This is a genomic window from Miniimonas sp. S16 (genome assembly GCF_057748195.1).
Window position 1 is genome coordinate 1,897,827 of the sequence record NZ_CM173242.1, and the last position, 23,508, is coordinate 1,921,334.

Annotated in this window: 19 protein-coding genes and 1 pseudogene; 8 read left to right on the forward strand and 12 right to left on the reverse strand. The window is 71.0% G+C overall.

What is annotated here, in order from left to right:
- Positions 1-1,918 precede the first annotated feature (1,918 nt).
- Complete coding sequence (locus AC3AQ1_RS08230) at positions 1,919-5,212, reverse strand: helicase-related protein (RefSeq protein WP_199916440.1); 3,294 nt, start codon at positions 5,210-5,212, stop codon at positions 1,919-1,921.
- Between the two features lie 174 nt (positions 5,213-5,386).
- Here AC3AQ1_RS08230 and AC3AQ1_RS08235 point away from each other — a divergent pair, with 174 nt between their 5' ends.
- Positions 5,387-5,656, forward strand: coding sequence for a ribbon-helix-helix protein, CopG family (locus AC3AQ1_RS08235; protein ID WP_108718594.1), 270 nt, complete (start codon positions 5,387-5,389; stop codon positions 5,654-5,656).
- A gap of 16 nt (positions 5,657-5,672) precedes the next feature.
- Positions 5,673-5,996 (forward strand): type II toxin-antitoxin system PemK/MazF family toxin, encoded by a 324-nt coding sequence (locus tag AC3AQ1_RS08240; protein ID WP_199916441.1) that lies wholly within the window; start codon positions 5,673-5,675, stop codon positions 5,994-5,996.
- A 13-nt stretch (positions 5,997-6,009) separates the two neighbouring features.
- On the opposite strand, the gene AC3AQ1_RS08245 is transcribed toward AC3AQ1_RS08240, so the two are convergent.
- On the reverse strand, positions 6,010-6,225 hold the full coding sequence (locus AC3AQ1_RS08245) for an ADP-ribosylglycohydrolase family protein (RefSeq protein ID WP_234417424.1): 216 nt from the start codon (positions 6,223-6,225) through the stop codon (positions 6,010-6,012).
- Positions 6,226-6,533: 308 nt separating this feature from the next.
- Between AC3AQ1_RS08245 and AC3AQ1_RS08250 the strand changes: the two are divergent.
- Both AC3AQ1_RS08250 and AC3AQ1_RS08255 read left to right on the forward strand, forming a co-directional pair.
- Positions 6,534-7,954 (forward strand): annotated as a pseudogene (locus AC3AQ1_RS08250) (IS1380 family transposase).
- 327 nt (positions 7,955-8,281) lie between these two features.
- On the forward strand, positions 8,282-8,848 hold the full coding sequence (locus AC3AQ1_RS08255) for a hypothetical protein (RefSeq protein WP_108718596.1): 567 nt from the start codon (positions 8,282-8,284) through the stop codon (positions 8,846-8,848).
- Between the two features lie 58 nt (positions 8,849-8,906).
- Here the strand turns inward: AC3AQ1_RS08255 and AC3AQ1_RS08260 are convergent, their stop codons facing one another.
- The 4 genes from AC3AQ1_RS08260 to mobF are packed head-to-tail and all read right to left on the reverse strand — an operon-like array spanning position 8,907 to position 14,104.
- Positions 8,907-9,590: a hypothetical protein gene (locus AC3AQ1_RS08260; RefSeq protein WP_108718597.1), complete on the reverse strand. Its 684-nt coding sequence runs from the start codon at positions 9,588-9,590 to the stop codon at positions 8,907-8,909.
- A gap of 49 nt (positions 9,591-9,639) precedes the next feature.
- A complete protein-coding gene (locus AC3AQ1_RS08265) occupies positions 9,640-11,004 on the reverse strand; it encodes a toprim domain-containing protein (protein WP_234417937.1) in 1,365 nt (454 codons plus the stop codon).
- Positions 10,917-12,836: an AAA family ATPase gene (locus AC3AQ1_RS08270; protein WP_234417938.1), complete on the reverse strand. Its 1,920-nt coding sequence runs from the start codon at positions 12,834-12,836 to the stop codon at positions 10,917-10,919. The genes AC3AQ1_RS08265 and AC3AQ1_RS08270 overlap by 88 nt, the downstream gene beginning before the upstream one ends.
- Positions 12,800-14,104, reverse strand: coding sequence for a MobF family relaxase (gene mobF / locus AC3AQ1_RS08275; RefSeq protein ID WP_159096453.1), 1,305 nt, complete (start codon positions 14,102-14,104; stop codon positions 12,800-12,802). Before mobF ends, AC3AQ1_RS08270 begins: the two co-directional genes overlap by 37 nt.
- 17 nt (positions 14,105-14,121) lie before the next feature.
- On the opposite strand from mobF, the gene AC3AQ1_RS08280 reads away from it, so the two are divergent.
- Positions 14,122-14,343 (forward strand): hypothetical protein, encoded by a 222-nt coding sequence (locus AC3AQ1_RS08280; protein WP_108718600.1) that lies wholly within the window; start codon positions 14,122-14,124, stop codon positions 14,341-14,343.
- 31 nt (positions 14,344-14,374) lie between these two features.
- Positions 14,375-14,803, forward strand: coding sequence for a hypothetical protein (locus AC3AQ1_RS08285; RefSeq protein WP_159096454.1), 429 nt, complete (start codon positions 14,375-14,377; stop codon positions 14,801-14,803).
- Positions 14,804-15,374: 571 nt separating this feature from the next.
- Here the strand turns inward: AC3AQ1_RS08285 and AC3AQ1_RS08290 are convergent.
- The 4 genes from AC3AQ1_RS08290 to AC3AQ1_RS08305 all read right to left on the reverse strand — a co-directional run bounded on the left by AC3AQ1_RS08290 (position 15,375) and on the right by AC3AQ1_RS08305 (position 18,181).
- Positions 15,375-16,061 (reverse strand): hypothetical protein, encoded by a 687-nt coding sequence (locus AC3AQ1_RS08290; protein ID WP_159096455.1) that lies wholly within the window; start codon positions 16,059-16,061, stop codon positions 15,375-15,377.
- A 145-nt stretch (positions 16,062-16,206) separates the two neighbouring features.
- A complete protein-coding gene (locus AC3AQ1_RS08295) occupies positions 16,207-17,052 on the reverse strand; it encodes a hypothetical protein (RefSeq protein ID WP_108718603.1) in 846 nt (281 codons plus the stop codon).
- Positions 17,042-17,578, reverse strand: a complete 537-nt coding sequence (locus tag AC3AQ1_RS08300) for an RNA polymerase sigma factor (RefSeq protein WP_108718604.1) — start codon at positions 17,576-17,578, stop codon at positions 17,042-17,044. Before AC3AQ1_RS08300 ends, AC3AQ1_RS08295 begins: the two co-directional genes overlap by 11 nt.
- A 66-nt stretch (positions 17,579-17,644) precedes the next feature.
- A complete protein-coding gene (locus AC3AQ1_RS08305; RefSeq protein ID WP_108720085.1) occupies positions 17,645-18,181 on the reverse strand; it encodes an ADP-ribosylglycohydrolase family protein in 537 nt (178 codons plus the stop codon).
- 147 nt (positions 18,182-18,328) lie between these two features.
- On the opposite strand from AC3AQ1_RS08305, the gene AC3AQ1_RS08310 reads away from it, so the two are divergent.
- Positions 18,329-19,126: a DUF488 family protein, N3 subclade gene (locus AC3AQ1_RS08310; RefSeq protein ID WP_370445265.1), complete on the forward strand. Its 798-nt coding sequence runs from the start codon at positions 18,329-18,331 to the stop codon at positions 19,124-19,126.
- Positions 19,127-19,204: 78 nt separating this feature from the next.
- Here the strand turns inward: AC3AQ1_RS08310 and AC3AQ1_RS08315 are convergent, their stop codons facing one another.
- Both AC3AQ1_RS08315 and AC3AQ1_RS08320 read right to left on the reverse strand, forming a co-directional pair.
- Positions 19,205-19,639 carry a type II toxin-antitoxin system PemK/MazF family toxin gene (locus AC3AQ1_RS08315; RefSeq protein WP_342777043.1) on the reverse strand — a complete coding sequence of 145 codons (435 nt, stop codon included), beginning with the start codon at positions 19,637-19,639 and terminating at the stop codon, positions 19,205-19,207.
- Entirely contained in the window at positions 19,600-19,806 is a 207-nt protein-coding gene (locus AC3AQ1_RS08320) for a ribbon-helix-helix domain-containing protein (RefSeq protein WP_234417425.1), read from the reverse strand. The genes AC3AQ1_RS08315 and AC3AQ1_RS08320 overlap by 40 nt, the downstream gene beginning before the upstream one ends.
- Positions 19,807-19,937: 131 nt before the next feature.
- Between AC3AQ1_RS08320 and AC3AQ1_RS08325 the strand changes: the two genes are divergently transcribed.
- Positions 19,938-23,450, forward strand: coding sequence for a DEAD/DEAH box helicase (locus AC3AQ1_RS08325; RefSeq protein ID WP_234417426.1), 3,513 nt, complete (start codon positions 19,938-19,940; stop codon positions 23,448-23,450).
- The last annotated feature ends 58 nt before the right edge of the window (positions 23,451-23,508 follow it).

The window sequence follows — 23,508 nt, forward strand, 5'->3', positions numbered from 1 at the left end:
GCTGAGGTACCGATCGCTGTTCACCGTGGCCGACAGGAAGTCGACCGTGGACGACGTGTTCGCGCAGGTCCACGCCTGGCTGCGGAGCAAACGCTACGACGCGGACGCGCTGGTCTGGGATGGCCCGATCGCACGAATCGGCGAGAACGCCGAGGCGCTGCTCGTCACCGATACCGGCAGGGATCACACGCGCTCCGGGATGTTCCTGCTGCAGGAGGCAACCACCGACGGCACATGGACCACCCAGGTCATCGCGCAAGACCCCGGCAACGGCCATCGGCGGAAGGACTGGGCGTGGATCGACATCGACGGGCCGAGGCCGGCGGGCATCCCCCGGGTGGCTCGCGACCTGCTCGACGTGCTGGAGGCGACGGATGGCCGCGCGTCTCTCGCCGCGCATCCGACGGTCGTTCGTGGCGACGAGGCCGAGGACGTGCTGGCGGCACTGCTCGACAAGGAACGTCGGGGTCTCGTGTTCGTCGCCGGGAGCACGCCCGACTTCCCGCTCCCGAAATGGCAGGACTACGTCGGCAGGCTGCTCCACGACACGGTGGGCCTCGCGGCCGGGTACGTGCTCGACGCCGAGGCCACCGAGCTTCTGCAACACGAGCTCGGGGCACGTCACGCCGTCTCGCCCGGGACTCTGCGCACCTTCCTTCCCGGGGTGCACCCCTCGGAGGACCTCGACGCCCTCCGCCACCGGTTCCTCACCACCGAGACGATTCTCGCGACGAACCCGAAGCAGATCGCGCGGACCCTCGGTTCACGCGCTGCGGAGCTCGCTCTCGCCGCCGAGGTGCCGTCCTGGGCGAGGAGCACTCGCGATCGCCTCGAGAAGCTGGCGGACGAGAAGTACCTCGACTCGCGCGTCGAGAAGATCGCCGAGGAGGACCGCCTCCGCAACCCGGAGCCCTTCCGCGAGGACGCGCAGCCGGCGGCGCACCGACCGGAGACCGAGACTCGTCCTGCGCCAGAGCTCATCACGGTGTCTCCCGCTCCGTCGGTTCTCGACGAGCTCGCGCTCGAGCTGTTCGGGGCACCCCTGGACACCGAGCTGCTGCGGGCGCTCGCCGCGGCGCGTGAGGTCTCCGACGCCCGCGCCCGGGAGATCGAGTCGATGCAGGTGAGGTACTCGGCACTGGCGCGCGAGCGCCTGGAGGCCTATGCCCGCGCCGAGGATCTCGGCGAGCGGTCCGAGCGCGCCCGTCGCGAGGCGCGAGACGTCAGTGCCGAGCTGCTGACGGTGCGCCAGGAGCGGGATGACATCGAGCTCGAGTGGACCGACGCTCTCCACCAACTCGAGGAGCTGAGCCGACAGGTCCGGGGGCTCCGGCTCCGACTGCTCGACGTCGGCGCGCACGATGCCGCCTGGACGCCCGTCGAGGCCAGCCCGCGCGACAAGGCTCCCGAGTCTTTCGCGGAGCTCCTCGAGCGGCTCGACGGAGAGCTCGACCGCGTCGTCTTCACAGGCAGTGCCGAGACCACGAGCGATCTCGACGTCTCGCTCCCCTACGGTGGCTCGTCGGTCAAGGCATGGAACGCGCTTCTGGCCCTCGAGGACTACGCCCGCGCGAAGTCCGAGGGGACCTTCACCGGCGGGGTCCACCACTTCCTCGAGAACACACCGGACGGCTGCCACGGGTTCTCCGCCAACCGCCACGCTCGCGACGAGAGCGAGGACGTGAAGAAGAACGCGAAGTTCTGCCAGCCCCGGAGACTGCCCGTCCCGACGCATATCGATCCGAGCGGCATCGTGTTCATGGGAGCACACTTCAAGCTCGCGAACGTCGGGCTCATCTCGCCGCGCCTGCACTACCTCGACGCGACCACGATCGACGGCGTGGTCTACGTCGGCTACATCGGCGCGCACCTGCCGACCGCGAAACCAACTGACCCGCTCCCTGCGTGCCGCCGGACGCTACCGCGGCGGTCCGCCGCGCTCCCACAACGGCCGCCACAGCAGCTGGCGGTAGGAGTCGAGCACGTGCACGCTCATCCCCTCGAACGGCCGGTACACGTAGCGCAGGCGGTCGCGGGACGCGTCGCCGTCGGGATCGATCTCCACGAGCGCGAGCACGAAGTCGTCCCCGGAGTTCAGCCCGGTGATGATCTGCTGGATCGACAGGTGCACGTCGTGGGCGCCGCGTAGCCGGCCCTTCACCTCGATCCGCAGCGTGGTGCCGTCCGGCCGCGTCGAGAGGACGTCCCAGCCCGGGTTGCTGTGATGCTGCTCCTCCGGCCCGCGCCCGAGCGCGCGCTCGGCCGCGAGCACCGCCGCCACGGCGCGACGATCGCTCTCCGCGGTGTCCGCGGCGGTCTCGGGAACGTCGGGTTCGCCGTCGGGCACGGGCACGACGGCGGACAGCGGCACCGCGAGCAGGGCACCGATCACCCGGGGCTCGCCCGCCAGGACCTCCTCCTGGCGAGCGAGCGAGGCGAGCCGCGCATCGAGCCGCTCCTCGAGCGCCTCGGCCCGCGCCCGAGCGGTGGCGGGAGCGACCCGTACCCGCCGGCCGGCGGCCTGGTCCTCGGCCAGCCTCGCCGCCTCGGAGTACCAGTAGTTGCTCTGAGCCTGCAGCCGCTGCGTGACCAGAGTGCGCGTGTGCAGCGAACTGCGGGCAACGCGGCGCTGGACCTCCGCACGGTGGGTCGTCAGGCCGTGCTCGCGCGACCAGTCCAGGGCGGACCCCGCGACGCGTGCCGCCCAGCTCTGCGACAGCGTGGCTGCGACGACGTCGGCCAGCCGTCGCAGGTCGACGCCCGCGGCCGGGTCCGTCGGGTCTAGCAGGTCCAGATGCGGCGCCGGGCCCGCGAGCCGCCCGCCGTCCCCGTCGATCGCCACGTACGAGTGGCGCTTCGAGACCATCGCATCCTCGCCGTCGTGCAGCTCCTCGGCAACCGCCACGATCAGGCGGGCCGAGGCACCGGGATCGGGGTCGAGGAGCACGGCGCCCCGCCGGAGCGTGTGGGCGGTGCGGCGCAGGGTCTCGGCCACGAGAGCGTCGAACAGTGGGTGCCCAGGCGCGAGGACCTCGGCTTCCGCACGCTCCGTGGCCGGGTCGAACGTGACTCGGGCGTAGCGAGGCGACACGCGGGCCAGCCGGAGGTTCGACGGGATGTGCGTGATCTCGAACCGACCCGACTCTCGCGGATGGATCGATCCGCCCGCCGCGCGGAATGCGTGCACGAAGAACCGGCCGACGTAGTGCGGCTGGAGCCGCCGCGCCCGTGCCTCGTCCATCTCCGCGCGCAGCGCGTGCAGATCGGCGAGGGAGATCTCCGGCGTGGCCAGCGACCGCTCGCGCACGAGGTCCGCGAGACCGTGCGCCACGCTCGCGTCGATCACCTGGTCCAGGCGGGCACGTACCGCCGGGTCCTCGCCGTACCGCACCGCCTCGAGGAGCAGCTCGCGCAACGGACGCTCGCCGAACGCCTGCTCACCCAGGACGTCGAACACCTTGCCGCCGTACGCCGTGCGCTGCTCCTCGATCTTCGTCAGCAGGCGCTCGAAGACCTGGCCCTCACGGGTGTTGGAGGCCACGAGGTTCCACAGCCGACACCCCTCGCGCTGGCCGATCCGGTGGATCCGGCCGAACCGCTGCTCGAGCCGGTTCGGGTTCCACGGCAGGTCGTAGTTCACCATGAGGTGCGCAGCCTGCAGGTTCAGCCCCTCACCCGCGGCGTCGGTCGCGACGAGGATGCGGCACGTCGGGTCGTGCGTGAACCGCTCGCGGACTGCAAGGCGCTCGCTCCGGCGCGTCCCGCCGTCGATCGCGACGACGGCGGAGGCGTCCCCCAGCACCGTGGCGATCCGGTCCGTGAGGTAGGTCAGCGTGTCCCGGTGCTCGGTGAAGACGATGAGCTTGCGCGCCCCCGCGTGCAGCACGAGATCGCGCAGCTGACCCCACTTCCGGTCCGTCCCGCTCGCGCGGACCTGCGCCGCGAGCGCGGTGAGCTCGTCGAGAACCGCGAGCTCGACGTCGAGCTCGGCGACCGTACGCGCCGCCGTCGCCGAGTCGAGCACCTGCTCCTCGAGGGCCTCGGTCTCCTCGACGTCGACCTCCTCCGGGTCCTCCCAGAGCCGCGTCACACGGGTGGAGTCGACGACGGCGAGCTCGGCGTGGTGGATCTCCTCCAACGCGCCGCCGAGCCTCGAGAGCTCGGTCCGGCGGGCGCGCAGCCGCTCGGAACGGCGTCTCAGACTCTCGTGGATCGCCGCCGGGCTGGAGGCGAGGCGACGCTGCAGCACGGTAAGGGCGAAGCCGACGGTGGTACGTCGTCGGGCATCACCCTCGGCCGCGACGCGATCGGCGAGGTTCATCTGCTCGCGGACGTACCGCGTGACCTCCTCGTACAGGGTCTGCTCCGCGGCGGTGAGCTCGTACGGCACGGTGGTGGCGATCCGCTCGGGGAAGAGGCTTCGACCCTCGAACGTCAGCAGATCCTCCTTGAGCATGCGCCGCATGAGGCCCGAGTAGTCGGCGCGATGGACGCCGCGGCGGTAGGCGCCCTCGAAGCGGTCCGGGTCCAGCAGCGCGAGGAAAGCCTGGAAGTCCTCGTCCTTGCCCGCGTGCGGCGTGGCCGTCATCAGCAGGAGGTGGCGGGTGATCGAGCCGAGGAGCTGGCCGAGCCGGTAGCGCAGCGTGCGGGTCAGCTCGCCGCCCGAGTACGTGGCGGACATCCGGTGCGCCTCGTCCACCACGACGAGGTCCCACTCGCTGCCCTCGAGATGGGCGAGCCAGGCCTCGTCGCGGGAGAGCTGGTCCATCCGCGCGACGAGGATCAGGGGCGCCTGGGTTCGGTCGGCGGGGTCGCCGAACGGGTTGCCATCGGCTGACTCGTCCGCGAGGGCGCGCGAGAGGATGGTCACCTCGAGGTCGAACCGCTCCGCGAGCTCCTCCTGCCACTGGTCCACCAGGCCACCGGGCGCGACGATCAGGCAACGGCGCACGTCGCCCCGAAGCAGGAGCTCCTTGAGGTAGAGGCCGGCCATGATCGTCTTGCCGGCGCCTGGGTCGTCCGCGAGGAGGAATCGCAGCGGGCCGGGCTTCGGAAGCAGCTCGCCGTAGACAGCGCGGATCTGGTGCGGCAGGGGGTCCACCTTGCTGGTGGCGACGGCGAGCATCGGGTCGAACAGCGCAGCCTGTTGCATGCGGGTGGCCTCGAGGGCGAGGACGGTCTCGGCGGGGTTGGCGTCGAACGTCCACTCCATCGGGCCTCCCTGCGCTGCTTTTGGTTGCCCCGTCACGCGCACCCCTCCCCCGGCGACGTCAGCCAATCTATTGGAGACGTCGACGTGCGGCGTGACGTCGCGTCCCGAGCGAGCAACGCAACGAGCGCAGCTTGCGGGTAGACGGAGTCGTCTACATATTCGTATCATTGCCGGGTGACCTCGACGACGATCCGCGTCCCACAGGAGCTCCGCGACCGCCTGGCTGCGCTGGCGGCGCACGACGGCTCGAGCATCGCCGCCGTGGTCGAGCGAGCCATCGCCGCCCGCGAGCGTGAGGCGTTCTGGGACGTCGTCCGGTCGGACGCCCTCGCCGGGGCGTTCCAACTCGAGACGTTTGCCGGGCCCTCTGCGAAGAACGGGCTCGAGCCGGAGTCGTGGGAGGACGTCCTGAGACCTGCCCGCGGCGGCGCGACGCCGCGATGAGCCCGACGGTGCGGCGATGACCATGGCGCGTGGCGAGATCTGGCTGGTCGACCTCGGTGATCCCATCGGGCATGAGGCCGCCTGGCGACGACCGGCGCTCGTGGTGTCAGACTCCCGCTTTTCGGCGGTGGGCCTCGCCGTCGTTCTCCCGATCACCCGCACCCGGCGCGGGTACGCCACGAACGTCGAGCTCGACGGCGCGCTTCCGGTGATCTCGTACGTCCAGTGTGAGCAGATTCGCACGATCTCGACCGACCGCGCGGTGGAGGTCCTCGGGCGAGTGGGCCCCGTGGACCTCGCTCGCGTCGACCAGGTGCTCCGCTACCTCCTGCGCCTCTGACTGCCCAGGCCCATCAGGCGCCCCGGCGATCGGCACCCTGAGCGACCACGCGCTCCGCGAGCGCCCGCAGCCCCGACCAGTCGAGCCCCGGCCAGCCGTGCACCATCCGCGTCCACCGCTCGGGCAGCGCGCCGGTCCCCCACCGCGCCCCGAGCAGCGCACCCGCGATCGCCGCGACGGTGTCGGTGTCGTGACCGATCCGGATCGCCGTGGTGTGCGCGTCGACCACGGGCGATGGCTGAGCAGGAGCGCCGCGAGGCTCGCCGCCGGGAGCTGGAGTCTCCGGTCCCCGTCGAGGTCTGGATTCTCGCGGGTCGGCATGGCTACCAGAAGTGTCGAGGGGTTGCCCTGGCGTGGACCGAACGGCAGGTCCAGGTTCGATACGTCGACCGGCATGACCGGGAGTAGACGGTCTGGGTCTGGGCTAGCCTCGTGATTTCACGGGGGTGGCGCGCCTGGGACGGTGAAGGTGCCCCTGAACTGGGAAGATGAGTGTTACGACGCACCATCTGGACCAGTTCGAGGAGCACCTTCGAGGTGAACGCTACCCGCCCGTATCCGAGTGTTCGAGTCGACGGGGCTCCGGTCGCGGCGGTGGGGTCGGCGGGTGGGGTGCTGCTGACGGAGGTCCTCGCGGTCAGCGGCCTGTCGACGACGTTGTCGGCGGGGCTGGAGCGGTGGCGCAAGCCGACCGCTCGCCATGATCCGGCCAAGGTGCTGACCGATCTCGCCCTCACGCTCGCGCTCGGTGGTGACTGCCTGGCTGATGCGGCCGTGCTGCGTGGTGAGCCGGAGGTGTTCGGCTCGGTTGCTTCGGAGGCGACGGTCTCGCGCACGATCACCGCCTTGGCGGCGCAAACTGATCGGGTCCTGCCCCAGATCGCCAGGGCCCGCAAGCGGGCGCGGGAACGGGTCTGGGCCCTGGCAGGCCAGGCCTCACCACTGCATGGTGTCAGCGAGACAAACCCGTTGGTGATCGATCTGGATGCCACGATCGTCATCTCCCACAGTGAGAAGGAGGCGGCGGCGCCGACGTTCAAACGCACCTTTGGGCATCACCCCCTGCTGGCGTTCCTCGACCACGGCCAGGGTGGGGGTGGTGAGCTCCTCGCCGCGTTGTTGCGGCCGGGCAACGCCGGCTCGAACACCGCCAGCGATCATATCGACCTGACGAGACGGGCGCTGGCCGCCCTACCGGGGATCAACGCCTCCCGTCCGGGCCGGAAGGTCATGATCCGCACCGACGGGGCCGGGCGAGCCGGGAGTTCCTGACGTTCCTGACCCGCCGCGGACTGTCCTACTCGATCGGGTGGACCCTGCCCTGGGCCGAGATGGGCGAGATCTACCAGGCCGTCACGAGGGCTGGCGGGTGGACTCCGGCGCTGACCGCGGCCGGTGAGGTCAACGAGCACGCCGACGTCGCCGACATCACCAACCTGCTCACCCAGCATGGGCACCTGACGGGCTGGCCGGCCGGGATGCGTGTGATCGTGCGCCGGGAACGGCCCCACCCCGGCGCCCGCGTCGCGCAGGACCGGCTCGATGACGCCGAGGGCTACCGCCTCACCGCGTTCACCACGAACACCCGCCGAGGCCAGCTCCAAGTCCTCGAGCTACGCCACCGCCAACGCGCCCGCTGCGAGGACCGGATCCGATGCGCCAAGGACACCGGCCTGCGCAACCTGCCGTTGAAGAGCCTCGCCCAGAACGAGCTCTGGCTCCACATCGTCGCGCTCGCCACCGATCTCCTGGCCTGGCTCGGCCTCCTCGGCCTGACCGACCAGCAGGCCCGCCGGTGGGAGCCGAAACGGTTACGGCTGCGCCTGTTCACCGCCCCCGCCGCGATCGCACGCCACGCCCGCCGGGTGCTCCTGCACATCAAGGACACCTACCACTGGGCACCCCTCGTGCTCGCCGCGCACCGGCGCCTCAGGGCCCTGGCCGCAGCACCGACCTGACCCCCACGCCCCTGCCCACCCACGACCCCAGGAACCCCACCGGCCGGAACCGGCGCCCACCGCGAGCGACACGCGGCGAGGTGTCACACCCACACGGCAGAATCACGACCAGACACCGGCACCGACGCCGACAAGCACCCCGACCCCTCACGATGAAACATCGAGGCTAGCGCGGTCAGTCGCATCGCTGAGGGTTGAAGACAAGTCCGCCGGGGCCGTTTTAGTTCATGGCTGGACCTGCGACCCAGAGTCCCTGACGCCTGGAGCCCGGCCGTCGACGGCGCGCCAGTACGTCACCGACGGTCACCCACTCCCTACGCTGAGGCGGTGAGCGCGACGACCTACACGACCGAACAGAACCTCTGGACCTGGAAGGTGCGCCGGACGAACCATCGCTTCAAGTGCCCGCTGTTCCTTACGTGGGAAATATGGAACGACCCGATCACTGACAATTACACGCCAGATGAAGCGACGGCCGAGGAACTGCTGGCCCAGTGGACCAAGAGCCTTCCGGATGAACGCACCGAAGCCCTTTTCGGCCCGGGCGCGGTGGGCATCAGCTGGTTCGTCACCGGTAAACCATTCGAAGCCGCACCGTTTCAGATGCGGCGCTACCAAGCCGACGAAGAAGACTTCCTCACGCACTACACCTGGCCTGAGCACCCGGTTACCGGCGAGCGGCTGAACTTCAACCGGCTGCCTGTCGAAGACAAGCTGTGGCGAGACGGTCGAGCGAACAAGGGGGGCTTCTTTCAGGAGGCAACGGGCTGGAGACCGGCGGCACTGCAGCCGGTCGTCTGGGTTGGGGCAGTCCTCGATGCCGCAGCCCTCGACGGGCCGCAGTGGCAGCCGCGCTACTGGGGACCCGTTCGAGGCTCCAGTTACGGTCAGTAGGAGAGCACCGTTCTCCTGGCGCCGGTACCTATCCGGATCTGGCTTCCGCCCGATCTCGTCATGACCTGCTCGCTTCCCCCGGGAAACAGTTGATGCATGCCTTTGCTTCTTCGGGTAGATCGGTCACCACGACGGCGTGCACGGCGGAGAGGTGCGCTCCTGCGGAGCAGAGATGCTCCAGGAGGTGTACGCGCGATCCCGGATGGAGGTCATCCGGCGGCCTCCACACGTAGCGGGCCCCCGTGGCGCTGGCCGTCTCTCTGAGGTTCTTCCAGGCGAGCCGATCTCGTTGCTGCCACGCAGACTCCTCTTCCGTCGTCGCCTTCCAACGTGATCCAGTACCGCTCGACCTGCGCTCTGCCGCTTGCTGGGCTGCTTCGAGGTCGTAGAGGGTCTCGGGTATTCCCTCGTCTCCATGGGGGTAGAGGCGAGGAGTGAGCGTGTTGAACGCGACGGCGACGAAGTACGAGAACCGGTTCATGCTGCTGCGGAGGTGATCGGCGCTCATCGCGACGCGGATCGCCTCCTGCATCTCCCGGGCCGTGAGCCCTGCCTCTCCGAGAACAGTGATCCGAGTGCGCCATCCATCGGGTAACGCGATGGTGTAGCCGTCCTGCAGCCACCCTCGCCAGGCGTCCAGGAACGTCGCGAGGGTGACGGGGTCGTCACCAGAGTCGTCGTCCCCGCCGGCGACGACGCGCTCGATCGACCGCTTGAGCCGAGTCGGGTCGTCGAAGTCCACGAGAGCATCTTGCTGTAGTTCGTCTGGATCAGTCGGCTGTTGAGGGTGACTACATCCCGGGCTTTGGTATGCCGGGCATGTGTGGGTCGGGAGTGGTCATCTCCGGTTGGGGGGACTCCTCCGTGGCTCGGACGGCCTGGACGCGGGCGAGCTCGAGACGCCGGCGGAGTGTGTCGAGCTGGTCGGCCTGCTCGGCCGTCGGCGCCGGCGGAGGCTGGGTGGGAATGAGCTTCTTGAGCGCTGTCTTCGCGGTCTCGTAGGCGTACGTCTGCGCGCCTACGTCGTGTGGAGGTACCGGCCCGAGAGGATCGGTGCCGGTAATGGCATAGCGGTCGCGGTAGGCGGCGACGTCGCGCACGCGAGCACGCCAGACGGCGAGGGTGCGGGCATCGGCGGGTGGCCGGTAGAGACTGCGTGCCCAGGCCGGTGGCGTGTCGCCCTCGATGTCAGCGACGAGGGCGTCGAGCCGGTCGCTGATGAGGATCGCCTGTCGCTCCAGCCAGTCGCGGACCGCGGGGTCGACGACTCGCCGGGTCGAGGAGGTGGGATCGCCGTCGTCGGTGACGACGATGGTGTCCGCCCCGATCGGGCTGCGCAGGTTGGCGAGGATGTCGTACACGGTCTGCGGGTCGAGCCGTCCGGTGAGGGCACCAGCGAGGTAGACGTCTGTTTCGGGGTCGTCCGGGAGTCGGGTGAGCGCGTCGCCGAGACGTCGTGCCAGAGCGACGGCCTTCTCAGGGGTGTCGGTCGGGGTGGTGCCGACGAAGTGGTCGATGACGTCGTGGGTGAGGTGGCCGGCGTGGCGCAGCGCGGCGTCGAGGTCCTCCCCCCGGCCGGTCTGGATGAGTTCGCCGGGGTCCTTGGCTCCCACCATGACGGCGCCGCGAGCCGTGTGGGCTTCGGTCGGGGTGAGTCGCTCCCATGCTCTAACGGTGGCTCGGGGGCCGCTGGTGTCGGCGTCGAAGAGGAAGATGGCTCGAGCGAGATCGCCGCCGGCCCGGCGGATGAGGTCGAGCTGGGCGTCGGTGAGGGCGGTGCCGCAGGGGGCGAGGGGCACCAAGTCGTCGCGGTGCAGGGATGCGACGGCGGCGACGTCGAGCGGGCCCTCGACGAAGACCGCACGAGCACCCGCGGCGAGCCGCGCAGCGGCGGTGGGGCTCCAGCCGTGCAACAGCTCGCGCTTGTGGAACGCTGCGGTCTCGGGGGTGTTGAGGTACTTGGGAGTGCGGGCGTCGGCGACGTCGGGGTTGGCGCGGGCGGTGAACCCGACGATCAGACCCTCCGGGTCGCGGATCGGCATGACGAGGCGGTCTCGGAAGCGGTCGATCAGCCGTCCATCACGGGTGCGGGTTGCCACTCCGGAGTCCAGGAGTGCGTCGTCACGGTAGCCGAGGCTGCGTAGGTGCCCGACCAGTCCGTCCCACCCGTTGGGCGCCCAGCCGGATTCGGCCGTGGGAACACCCCGGGCGTCCGATAGGTAGCCGTCCAGGAGTCGGAGCTGTCGGACTGCTGGTTCCACCAGGTCCACGCCGCGGTGTTGATCTCCACGGCTTCCCGATAGGCCGGCTCCCCCGGGTCGACCCGGACGTCCGGGATCTTCTGGTCTGCGAGTGTCTCGTCTTCGGCTGGGTCCGCCTCGACCTGGGGCTGGGGTGCAGGGTCCTGGGTGGGCTCGGGATCTTCCTGGGGTGCTGGGGTGACCCAGGAGGGGAGGTTGCTCTCCCCGGGTTCTGGTTCGGGGTCGCCGATGCGCCAGTGCAGGACTTGGGCGAGTGAGTCGGCGGTGCCGATCTCTCGTTCCGCGAGAGCGTTTGGCAGGAGTTGCCGCAGGTCGCTGCCGGAGTTCTCGTGCCGGGCCAGTCGGGCCAGCAGCGCTGGCCAGGCCGGGTCGGTGAGGATTCGGTCGGCGTGTGCTGGGATCTGTTCGTGCAGGAGGGTAGCGATCCGCTGTTCCCGGTCGGGCTCGAGGAGTCGGGTGTGTGCGTCCTCGTAGGCGGGGACGAGCTGGGCGAGTGAGTGCGCGCTGTCCCACTCGGTGACGAGTGCTTCTAGCGCAGCTGGGTCGCCCTCGGTCCGGTCGAGCACCTGTTCGAGGGTCTGGCGTACGGCGCGGGCTGGGTCGGGTTGTTCGTGCAGGTCGACGTCGAGCACTGCGTCGGTCACGACGTACATGCGGTTCATGTACCGGCCTCGGGTGGCGCCGGTGTACAGGTGGTCGCGGGTCATGGTCTCGTCGACGAGGAGGTGGCCCGCATCGACGGTCATCCCCTGGACTCGGTGGACGGTGGCTGCGTAGCCGAGTTCGATCCATTCCGCGACGTAGCCGGCGGGGAGCGTCACGCTCGCTTTGGTGTCGCGGTGCACGACGGACAGTGCGCCGTCGTGGTAGTGGCGGGTGACGCGCCACAGGTCACCGTTCTTGACGAAGTCGCTCGGTCCGGTTCGTAGGCGGCGATCGTTCCTGCGGGAGACGACGATGTCGCCCACGCCAGCGGTTCCGCCGTCGTGGAGGAAGACTCCGTCCTCTTTCACTCTGCCGGCGATGACGCGGTCGCGTCGGGCGCGGGCGTTGAGCTCGACGACCACGTCGTTGGTGGCGGCGACCATGATGGCGGAGTCGCCGGCGGCCATGTCGGTAGCCCATGCGGCGTAGACGTCTTCGATCATCGCCTCTCGGGTGCCGCCGCGGGCACGGTCGTTCTCGACGTAGTAGTCCAGTCCAACCGGGTTGCCCTTGCGCAGCTGGAGCGAGGCTCGCGCCTCCTTCTCGTTGGTCGTCTTCCCGTCGGCCAGGAGGAAGCGGCGCACTTCCTCGAGGTGGGCTGCTCCGACGTAGTGGTCGATGAGCCGCAGCGCTCCCCCGGAACCGACGGCGGCCAGCTGCGAGGGATCCCCGAGCAGTCTGATGCTCGCTCCGTACCGCTCGGCGAGCTCGAGGACGGCGGCGAGTTCCGGGGTGCCGGCCATGCCTGCTTCGTCCACGAGGAGCACCGAGCGCGCGTCGAGTGCGTACCTGGGCTCGATGGCGCCATCGGGCACTCTCCCGTTCGGTCCCGCGACTGCTTTGGCTCGGGCGTGGACGTCGAGGAGTTTGTGCAGTGTGTCCGCCGGAACTTCGAGCTCCGCCCCCAGGACGGCAGCCGCGGCCGCGGACGGGGCGAGACCGATCACGCGCCCTCCTGCGGCTTCCAGGGCGCACGCGAACGCCGTCATCGCGGTCGTCTTCCCTGTGCCCGCGGCCCCGATTCCGGCGCTGAGCCGCCGCCCGGAGCAGGCGAAGTGCGCGGCGAGTCCGAGTGGTTCAGCTCGGCCGGGGTGAGCGCGATCGAGGACGCCAGTGCCCGGTCGACGACCGCGGCGACCAGCGCCCGCACCGACAGGTCCCAGCCCGGTCGGGCGACTCGTCGCGAGGACCGCACCACACGCTCGGCCTCTGCCTGCAGATTCCACCGGTTCCAGGTCGAACGGGTCTCCCCCAGACCGGCGAGCACTTGCGCGGCAAGTTCGTCGGCGGTCTCCGATCGCTCCTCGACCTGAGTGGGGTCGAGCGTGGCTAGGTCTCCGGCGAGGGCTCGGGCGACCATCTGCTCCACGCTCTCCCGCTCCCCCAGGACGCGCTGGGCCGTGGCGCGCCACTGCGGGAGGCGCTCGGCCAGCCCGACGGCGTGCTCCTTGTCCTGGCGGGTGGCCAGGGTGGCCTGCTGAGCGAGTTTGAACTGCACCGCTCGCGGTGCTTCGCGCCCGTGCTGGGTGCGGTACTCGGCCAGGAGCGTGCGGTAGTTCTCCTCGACCTGGTTGCGTCGTTGAGAGAACGCCGCGCGGACGTCCCTGTCGACTCCGGCGATCTCCCGAACGGGTCGCTTGCCCTCGCGGCCCTCTTCCACGAACCGCACGCCGAGGCGGGTACGGAGCTCCTCCTCGATCAGGGTGTTGTAGCGCTCCGATGCGGCCACGCCGAGGGCGTGGAGCACACGGCCATCCAGTGATCGCCACTGCCCGTCACTGCCCTGGACCTTTGTGGAGACGGCGACGTGGGTGTGTAGGTTCGGGTCCCCGGTTCGGGAGTCGAGGTGGTCGAACGCGGCCGCGACGAGGCCCTTGGTGTCGATCTGCCCGACGCCCCCGGCGCCGACGCGCGTCAGCGCTGCCTCGCTCTGGACCCACTCCAGCGCAGTGCGCCACGCTGCCGTGTGAGCCCGCCCGATCTGCTCGCGGGTGCCGGCGTCGGCGAGTGCCCACAGCGTGCTGACGCTCTTCACGGGCGTGAAGACCAGGTCGTAGCCGGCGACGGCTGCGCGCTTCTCCGCGCCGCGCGTGGCGAGGTAATGCGCCGTGTCCCCCGCTTGCGGCGCATGACCGTCGGCCTTCTCCGTCAGGATCTCCTCGGCCACCCTCCACCGCAGTTCATCGCGCTCGGACCCCGGCTCCGGGGGTCGGTCGTTCTCCGCGGCGAAGGCCGCGTACGCCGCAGCCAGACGCGCGGGGTACACGTCCTCCTCCCGCGCCTGGAACACCGGGAACCGGCGCCCCAGTGGATCAGCGCGAGGCGGTCCGCGCCGATCTCGCCGCTTTCGACGCGAAGCTCGCGACGAAGCTCGCGTCCCTGATCAGCGACGGCGGACTCTCTGCCCGCGACGCCCAGGCACTGCTGGAGATCGACGCAGCCGAAGTCAAGCGCCTGCGCTCGCTCGCATCAGCGCACGAGGCGCCGACCATCCCGGCGCACAATGGCGAGCCCACCCGCGCCGAGTGAGCGCCTGCGCCGAGCGCTCGCTCACGGCGACGTGGTTGAGCGCTACCTGGCCAAGGTGAGCATCGCCAATGAGGACGAGTGCTGGCTCTGGACCGGTGCCGTATCCGGTCGGGGCCACGGCCGCTTCTGGGTGGAGGACGGGTTCGTGATCATCGCGCATCGTTTCGGTTACGCCCTCGCGCACGGCGTCGGAGCCCTGCCGGCGACGCTCGCGCACGGCTGCGACGAACCCCTCTGCCAGAACCCGAGCCCCGGCCACCTCAGCTCGTCCACGAACGAACGCAACCGCGCCGAGTGGGCCTGGCGGCGACACACCCCAGGCAGTCCGCTGCGCGATGCACGAGGGTCACGGGAACGAGCAACACAGCTGCGCAACGCCGCGCGCGCCGGCGGCGACGTCGAGCACGTCGCACAACTCGGACTGCTCCCAGTCGACCGCGGGCAGCACCCGCTCTGGTGAGCAGATGCCCGGCTCTACCCGGGCCGCGACTGAGCGCTCCTACGCGACGCACATCACGAACAGGGAAGTGCAAGACGCTCGGGATGTCTGACTCATGCAGCATCCTCGTCCCGTGACAGGTGAAGGACACGCCCGCTACTGGCGCCGGGCTCGGGTAAGGAGATGATTCCGATGGCCGACGCCGCGCGGGAAGCGCCGGCAGCCCATCGCGAGGGGCAACGCCAGACCCGACCAGAGACCCCGATCCCGGTACGCGTCTGGATCGACTCCCACCGGTCGCGCTACCAGCTCATGCAGGGCTGGGCGATCGCATGGACCAGCCCCCAGGTGCAGGTCCGCTACCTCGACCAGCACGACCGCGAAGGCCACGCCTGGGTCTGGGCCAAACGCCGTCACCCGCACCTAGAACGTGCGTGGCGCGAGCCTCTAGACGAAGCTGGTGAGGACGCCGACAAGGGCGGACTCCAGGAAGCGGCGGCTACGCGTCCGCGTGACCGCACGGACCTGTGTGAAGCAGTACGAGGGCCAGCCCCGACCGGGGACTGGCCCTCGCGAAGGAGTCTCTCGTTGGCTAGAGGACCGCGCAGGTCTGTCCCCAGTCGGAGTAGGAGGCGGCGCCGTTGTGCTTCCAGATGTGAGCGGAGTAGGCAGCGCTCTGGGTCTGGGCCTTGGATGTGGTGTTCGTGGTGTTCGTGCTCCATGCTTGCGCTGCGCCTGTGTGCCAGGTGGTCCCGGTCGGGCAACCGATCGCCGCTGTGTCGATCATGTAGATGCGCATGTAGCCGGTGACCGCCCCGCTGCCGCGGTAGTTCCACGAGGAGTAGACGCGTCCACCGGACTTGTAGATGCAGATGGTTCCCGGGCCGTGCGTCTGTGAGTTGCACTGCTGCGGACCAGCGGGCACCGACATGGGCGCGATGGTCGGGACGAGGCGCGCGCCAGCCGCGACCTCGCAGGTCTCGCTCAGGTCGACCCGGACGGTCACAAGGTCGGCGGGGGCGCCCATCGAGAGGTTGTAGCCGGGATCGATCTCGTCGACGATGCTGACCTCCAGGAGCGTGCAGCCCTTGGCCGCGGACTGCCCCGCCCAGTCCATCGCCTCCACGGAGGCGCGGTCACGCTCGACCCACTCCTCCCACTCCACGCGAGGGGCTCCCTTCTTCGGAACGCCGGGAAGGTTCTCGTCCTCGGCGGCCCCGACGCTCGCGGCGGGTTCATCCGTCGCCAAGGCGGGTACTGCCGCTCCGATCAGCGTCACGCTGAGGACACCGAGCATTGCGAAGAATCGCTGTCTGTGTCGCATCACTATCCAATCGCTCGAGTAAGTTCATCTCCGCCTATTGCGGCGGCGTTCGTGAACATACTCACACGATCAGCGGCAATCAGTCGGAATGAGTGTGTAATTACCCCTCGAAAGCGGCAATGCGTAGATCTATGGTGCTCGTTGATCCGCTCGTCGAGGTGAGCGTTGCGACGTCCTGGAGGGTGGTCGTGGCGGGGAGCCAGGCGGACCACCAACCGTCGGTGACGGTGGCGTGTATCGCGTCGCCCGTGGTGGTCAGCAGCGTGACGGCGCTCACCTGTGATCCCGCGCGACCGTAGGCGGAGGTGTAGGAGCCGGCGGGCTCGGACCCCTCGGCGGCCCAGCTGGTCGTGCCGTTGGCCACAACCGTGATCCCGGTGGCCGCGGGCGTCGCGAGCGGCTGTGCGGGGTTGAACCCGGCGTTGCCGGCAGCGATCACGTCGACGCCGTTGCTGGCGAGGCCGACGAAGCAGTCCAGCCAGCCGTACTCGTTGGCGGCGATGAGGTGGGCGTGGGATCCGCGCACATCGATGGTGACGAGCTCGACGTCGTGCGTCACGATCTCGCCGCCACTGTCGTTGCTGGACCGGACCTCGGGGATCTGGAGTGGGCACGCCGCGATGGCCCGCTGCGTGAGGTCGGTGGTGGGTGGGGTCGGTGAGGGGGTCCAGTCGGCGAACGCCGGCGTGGGCGTGGCCAGCGTGGTGGCTACCGTGACGACGACACCAACGACTAGAGCAGCGGCCACGCCCCACGCGCCGCGGCGCAGGACCGCCACGCGCTGGGCGGAGCCAGCCGCGGCGGGCCGTGCGGCACCGTCTGAGGGGGTGAGAGGCGGGGATTTGAGGATTGCCACCAGCGCGGCGTCGTCCTCGCGGGCGTCACGGTGGACGTTCCGGTCGGGGTCACTGTCAAGGAACCACTGCGGGAGCCGGTCACGAGACATTCGGAACTCCTTCCGGGCGAGGGGTGATGGGGTAGTCCGGTGAGCTCGCACGAGCTCGCAGCAGATGGCGCCGAGCCCGGTAGAGCCGGACGGCGAACGTGGCTGGTGTGCAACCCAGGACAGCCGCAGCCTCGGCGTTGCTCAGACCGTCCCAGCCAACGAGCATCAGGACCTCGCGGTCGTTCGGGGACAGAGACAGCCATGCGAACCTCTCCGCGGCTCGCTCGGTGACCTGCTCGGCCACGTCGGACTCGACACGGTCCTCCTCGGCGAGCGTCGCGGCGCGGACCAGCAACTGGTCGTGACGCGTCCGCCCCCTGGACTGAGTCAGTAGGACGTTCCGGGCCGTCACGAACAGCCACGCGCGAGGCTCCGCCGGGACGTCCTCGCGACGGCGCCAGGCCGTCAGGAACGTCTCGGACGTGACGTCCTCGGCAAGCTCGGGAACACGACGATGCACAAAGTGATAGATATCCGCCGAGTGCTCCACCCATAGGGCGCGCATCCACGCCTGCGCATCATCCACCCTCGCCTCACCTCCCAGGCCCGCCGATCCCCTACAACCACGACATTGCCGTCTACCGGCCGATCATTACCCCCATCCGCGTCGACCAGCGCCTTCCGGATCCGCCAGGTACGCCACGGCGACCGGCCCGGTCCGCATGAGCGCACCGTTGCCCGCGCTGCGACCGGTGCGCTCGTGCACCGTGAGCGCCGCCTCGCGCATCCGGGCCGCCGAGGCGTCGGGTCCCGCCAGTGACAGCACCGCCCGCGTCTGGATGCCCACGTCCGCAGGCCCGTCGGCGAACCAGCGCGCGAAACCGGCCGCGACGGCGTCGAGTCCCGCCTCGGTGCGCAGGTCGTGGTCCGCCGCCGCCCGCGCGACGGCCACCGCCTGTGCGGTGTCGTCGGTCCACTCCCCGGGCGCGAAGTTGCCGAGCCCGCCGCCGATCATGTCCGGCACGAGGTCGGGTGGGACGCTCGAGAACTCGTACCCCGCCCCGAGCGCGTCACCCAGCGCGGACGCGAGCACGACGGCGATCGCGCGGTCCCACTGCGTCTCGTCGAGTCCCGCGCCCCTTGCCTCGCGCGACGACGACACCGACGCGAACCCGTGCTCCCCGGCCATGCCGGTCACCGTATCTCTCCCGTCCGACAGCGCTAGGGCGCGGCGAGCATCAAGTCCACCCCGCTACTCTCGGCTCGACGCCGCCTCGCCCCGGCGAGCCACTGGGCCGAGGTGCGCGACGCCGTCGTCCGTCCGGAGGGAAACGCCGTGCCGACCGTACAGCTCAAGCGGGTCTACGACGACCCGGCCCCCGAGGACGGCTACCGCATCCTCGTGGACCGCCTCTGGCCGCGCGGCCTCACGCACGCGCGCGCGGACCTGGACCTCTGGCTCAAGGACGTCGCCCCGACGCCCGCGCTGCGCACCGAGTGGCACCACGAGCCCGAGCGCTTCGAGGAGTTCGCCGACGCCTACCGCGCCGAGCTCGACGGCGAGCCCGACACCCGCGACGCCCTCGCCGAGCTGCGGCTCGCGATCCGCGTGCACGACGTCGTCACGCTGCTCTTCGGCGCGCGCGACCTCGACGTCAACCACGCCGTCGTGCTGCGCGACTACCTCCTCGCCCACCCCGATCCCCGCTCGGACGCTCCCGACGGCGAGCAGCCGTCCGCGGACACGTCACCCGAGCCCACGCCAGCAGCGCCCGACGGCACCCCCGCACAACCGCAGGTCAACGACCTGGCGGCGCTCGCCGTCGAGCACCTCGAGCGCGCGCACCGCGCCCCCGCGGGCCGGTCGGCCACGTCGATCGCGCACGGGCGCGGGCACGCGCTGCGCCAGACGCTCATCGCGCTCACGGCCGGCAGCGCGCTCGCCGACCACGACGCACCCGGCGAGGCGACGCTGCAGGTCCTGCGCGGGCACGCCCGCCTCACCACCGCCACCGAGAGCTGGGACCTTGCCGACGGCGCGCTCGTCGCAATCCCGCACGAGCGGCACGGGCTGTCGGCGATCGAGGACACGGTCGTGCTGCTCACGGTGGTCGTGACGCCGCACGCCGGCTGATCGGAACGGGACGAGGGCGGTAGCGAACCCCGCACTCGCGGGTGGTCCCCGGCGCGCCCTCGCGTGCTCCGTGCGCGTCTACAAGCCGAGGTGCAGACGCAGCGCGTCCTCCAGCCGCGCCATCGTGTCGGGGCGTAGGCGTCCGGCCCGCGAGACGAGGCGCCGCACGTCGACGGACCGCACCTGCTCCGCCTGAGCCTTGGAGTCCTGGCGAAGGCCGTGACCCACCTCCTCACTCGCCGGGATGACGACCTGGAAGGGCAGCACGCGCGTCAGCGTCGTGGTGAGCGGGACCACCGTCACCACGCCTCGGCCGAGCGAGGCGGCGGCCGAGTTGGCGCCGTCGTTGCTCACGACGACCGCGGGTCTTCGACTGTCCGCCTCACTGCCCACAGCAGGAGCCAGGTCGACCCACCAGATCTCTGCGCGCCGCGGAGGGTGCGTCACCGCATCGCGTGCCCCGAGGTGTCCGTTCACGCCTGACTCATGCCGTCGGCGACGGCGACGTCCCACGCCGCGGCCTCCTCGACGCCGTCGTCGAACGCCTGCTCGTACGCGCTGGTCAGCGACTCCGCGCGCAGTGCTCGGACTGCCTGCGCGACCGCGGCCGAGCGCGACGCTAGACCGTGCCCGCGTGTGAACGCGTCGAGAAACTCGACGTCCGCGATCGGAAGGCTCACACTCAGTTTCATACTCTTGATACTACCCTGGTACTACCCTGGAAGTGCTCAGGAGGGCGTCCCGACCGCCCCTGTCCACAGCCCGCCACCCGCCGCGCACGCGCGTCGGTGGTGCGACCTACGCTCGTCGGGTGCACGCCCCCATCGAGCTCGTCGGCATCGTCGGCCGGCACGCCTTCGACGCGGGCACCGCCTACGCCCGGCAGCATCGCGCGGTCGTGCGGCGGCACGACGCCGAGGCGCGGGTCGTCACGGGGAACGTCGAGGGCAGCGGGCGCAACGTCTACTCCTCGACCGCCTTCTACGACCTCACCCGCAACGGCACGATCGTCTCCTTCGACGGCCGCTGCTCGTGTCCGGTCCAGGCCGACTGCAAGCACACCGTCGCCCTCCTCATCACCGCGCTCGAGCAGCAGCGCGCGGCGCAGGGTCGACCCGTCGTCAGCGCCTGGCGCTCCCGGCTCGAGGGGATCTTCCCCGACCCCGCGGCCACCGGGTACGAGCCGGTGGCCCTCGCGCTCGACTTCCAGCCGCCACCCTCGGACGGCGACGACGGACGCCGCGGCAGGGGCGGTAGCGCGGTGCGGCGCACCGTGTGGCAGGTGGTGCACGAGGGTGGCCTGCAGGCCAAGCCGATGCGGATGGGCAAGCGCGGGGCCTGGATCGCGTCCGGTGCGTCCTGGTCGGACGTGCAGCGCTCCGCGATCCCGACCGCCTCCCCAGCTCAGCTCGACTCCCTCGCCGCGCTGTTCCGCCTGCACCAGGCGTCCCAGAACTACGTCTACGGCTCGACCACGTGGGTCGACGTGCACCGGATCACGAGCCGGTCGCTCTGGCCGGTCCTGGCGGACCTCGTCGCCGCGGGCGTCACGCTCATCGAGCCCGACGGCGCACCCGCCGTCCTACTGGACGCGCCGGCTCGCGCGGAGCTCGCCGTCGGAACCCGTGGCCAGCGCCGCACACTGGACAGCGAGGACAGCGAGGACAGCGAGGACAGCGAGGTCGACGAGGTCGACGAGGTCGACGAGGTCGACGAGGTCGACGAGGTCGACGAGGTCGACGAGGTCGACGATGGTCCCGTGGCCGACGGCGAGCACCCGGACGACCTCCTCGTCGAGTCCGTCGTCGCGAGCGACACCCCGCTGCGCTCGCTGCTCCTGCTGGGCACGCCGCCGCACGGGGTCGTGGGTCGGGACGACGCCGGCAGGCTCACCCTGGCCCCGTTCGAGATCCCCGCCTCGCGCGAGTGGCTGGACCTGTGGCGCAGCGGCGCCGTGACCGTGCCGGTGGCCGAGCGGACGTTGTTCGAGCGCACGATCCTGCCGCGTCTGCCCCGCGCGACGCTGCGTACGAGCGGCTGGAAGCCCGCCCCGCCGCCCGCACCCACGCTCGTGGTGCGCATCCGGCTGCTGTTCGCCGCGATCGGCAGCACGCCGCGCGCCTCCGTCGAGGCCGAGTGGCGTTACGGCCGCGCCGACGACGGCTTCGCCCGCACGCTCACTCTGCCGCCCGATCCGCGGGACACCGGCCGCGACGCCGCGGCCGAGCGCGCCCTGCTCGTCCGCGCGGGCGCCGCCATGACGGCGCTGCCCCCGCTCCTCGCGCCCGACCGGACGCCCCTGGAGGAGATGGTGGTCTCGGGGCACGCCGTCGTGACCCTGCTGGAGCAGGTGGTCCCCGCGCTGAGGGCGGTCGACGGCGTCGCGCTCGACCTGCCCGAGGACCTCCCCACGTTCCGCGACCTCGGCGAGCCCGAGATCGCCGTCGACGTCACGCCCGCCGGCCGCGACTGGCTCGACCTCGAGGTGCGGCTGCGGGTGGCCGACCGCGAGGTCCCGGTCGGCCAGGTCATCACGGCGCTGGCCCGTGGGGAGAAGACGCTGTTCCTCGAGGACGGCGGCTTCGTCAGCCTGGACCGGCCCGAGCTCGATCAGCTGCGGACCCTGCTGGAGGAGGGTCGTGCACTGCAGGACCGCCGCCGCACGGGCGCGCTGCGGATGAGCCGGCTCGACCTGTCCTGGTGGGAGGAGCTGCTCGCGCTCGGCGAGATCGACCGCCAGGCGCGCGAGTGGCTGAGGCGGCTGCGCGCGGCGACCACTGACGAGAGCGAGCCGCCCGCGCTGCCCGCCGGCCTGCGGGCCGAGCTGCGGCCCTACCAGCGGACCGGCTACGAGTGGCTCGCGCGCCTGCGCCGCAACGGTCTGGGCGGCGTGCTCGCCGACGACATGGGCCTGGGCAAGACCCTCCAGGTGCTCGCGATGATCCAGGACTGGAAGGAGAACGCGCCCCACGAGTCGCCGGACGCCCCACCGCGCGGGTCGCACGCCGCGCCCGACGGCGAGCACGGCCCCTTCGTCGTCGTCGCACCCACGTCGGTGGTCCCCAACTGGGCCGCGGAGGCGGCGAGGTTCACGCCCGGGCTGCGCGTCGCCGTCGTGACCGCGACCGCCGCACGCCGCCGGGAGAGCATCGCGGCGCTCGCCGCGAACGCGGACGTGCTCGTCACCTCCTACGCGCTGTTCCGGCTCGAGCACGATGACTACGCGGCGCTCCGGCCGGCGGGCCTCGTGCTCGACGAGGCGCAGAACGTGAAGAACCGCCAGTCCAAGGCGTTCGCCCTGGCGAAGACGACCCCGGCGCACGTCACGTTCGCGGTCACGGGCACGCCGATGGAGAACGACCTCACCGAGCTGTGGGCGATGTTCGCGCTCGCGGCGCCCGGGCTGCTCGGCACGCCGCAGCAGTTCCACGAGCTCTACGCGGCCCCGATCGAGCGCGGCAACGGCGCCGACCTGCTGCTGCGGCTGCGCCGTCGGATCGCGCCGTTCCTCCTGCGCCGCACCAAGGAGCAGGTCGCGCCGGATCTGCCGGCCAAGCAGGAGCAGGTGCTGCGAGTCGAGCTCGACCCCGCGCACCGCCGCGTCTACGCGCGCCACCTGCAGCGCGAGCGGCAGCGCGTGCTCGGGCTCGTGCAGGACATGGAGCACAACCGCGTCGAGGTGCTCAGCGCGCTCACCCGGCTGCGTCAGCTCGCGATCGACGCCTCGCTCGTCGACGAGGAGTACGAGGGCGTCCCGTCCTCGAAGCTCGAGGAGCTCATGCCCCTGCTGCGCGAGGCGGCCGACGAGGGTCACCGCGTCCTCGTGTTCTCGCAGTTCACGCGCTACCTCGGCAAGATCGCCGCGCGCCTGGACGCCGACGGGCTGCGCTACGCCTACCTCGACGGCTCGACCACGCGCCGCGCCGAGGTGATCCGCTCGTTCGCCGAGGGCGACCAGCCCGTGTTCCTCATCAGCCTCAAGGCCGGCGGCGTGGGGCTCAACCTCGCGATGGCCGACTACTGCGTCCTCGCGGACCCGTGGTGGAATCCGGCCGCGGAGGCGCAGGCCGTGGACCGCGCGCACCGGATCGGGCAGACCCGGCCCGTGCTCGTGTACCGGATGGTCGCCACCGACACCATCGAGGAGAAGGTCATGGCGTTGCAGGAGAGCAAGCGCGCGCTCGTCGCGGGCGTGCTCGGCTCGAGCGGCGAGCTCGGCGGGACCGACGCGATGCCCGACGGCGTCGCCTCGCCCAGGCGGCGCGGGGACGCCGGGGCGGTGGGCCGCCTCACGGCCCAGGACGTCCGGGAGCTGCTCGCGTAGCAGGCCGCCCAGGTCACGGACGCACGCGACGTACGCTCGGGGTGGAGCAGCCCGGCTC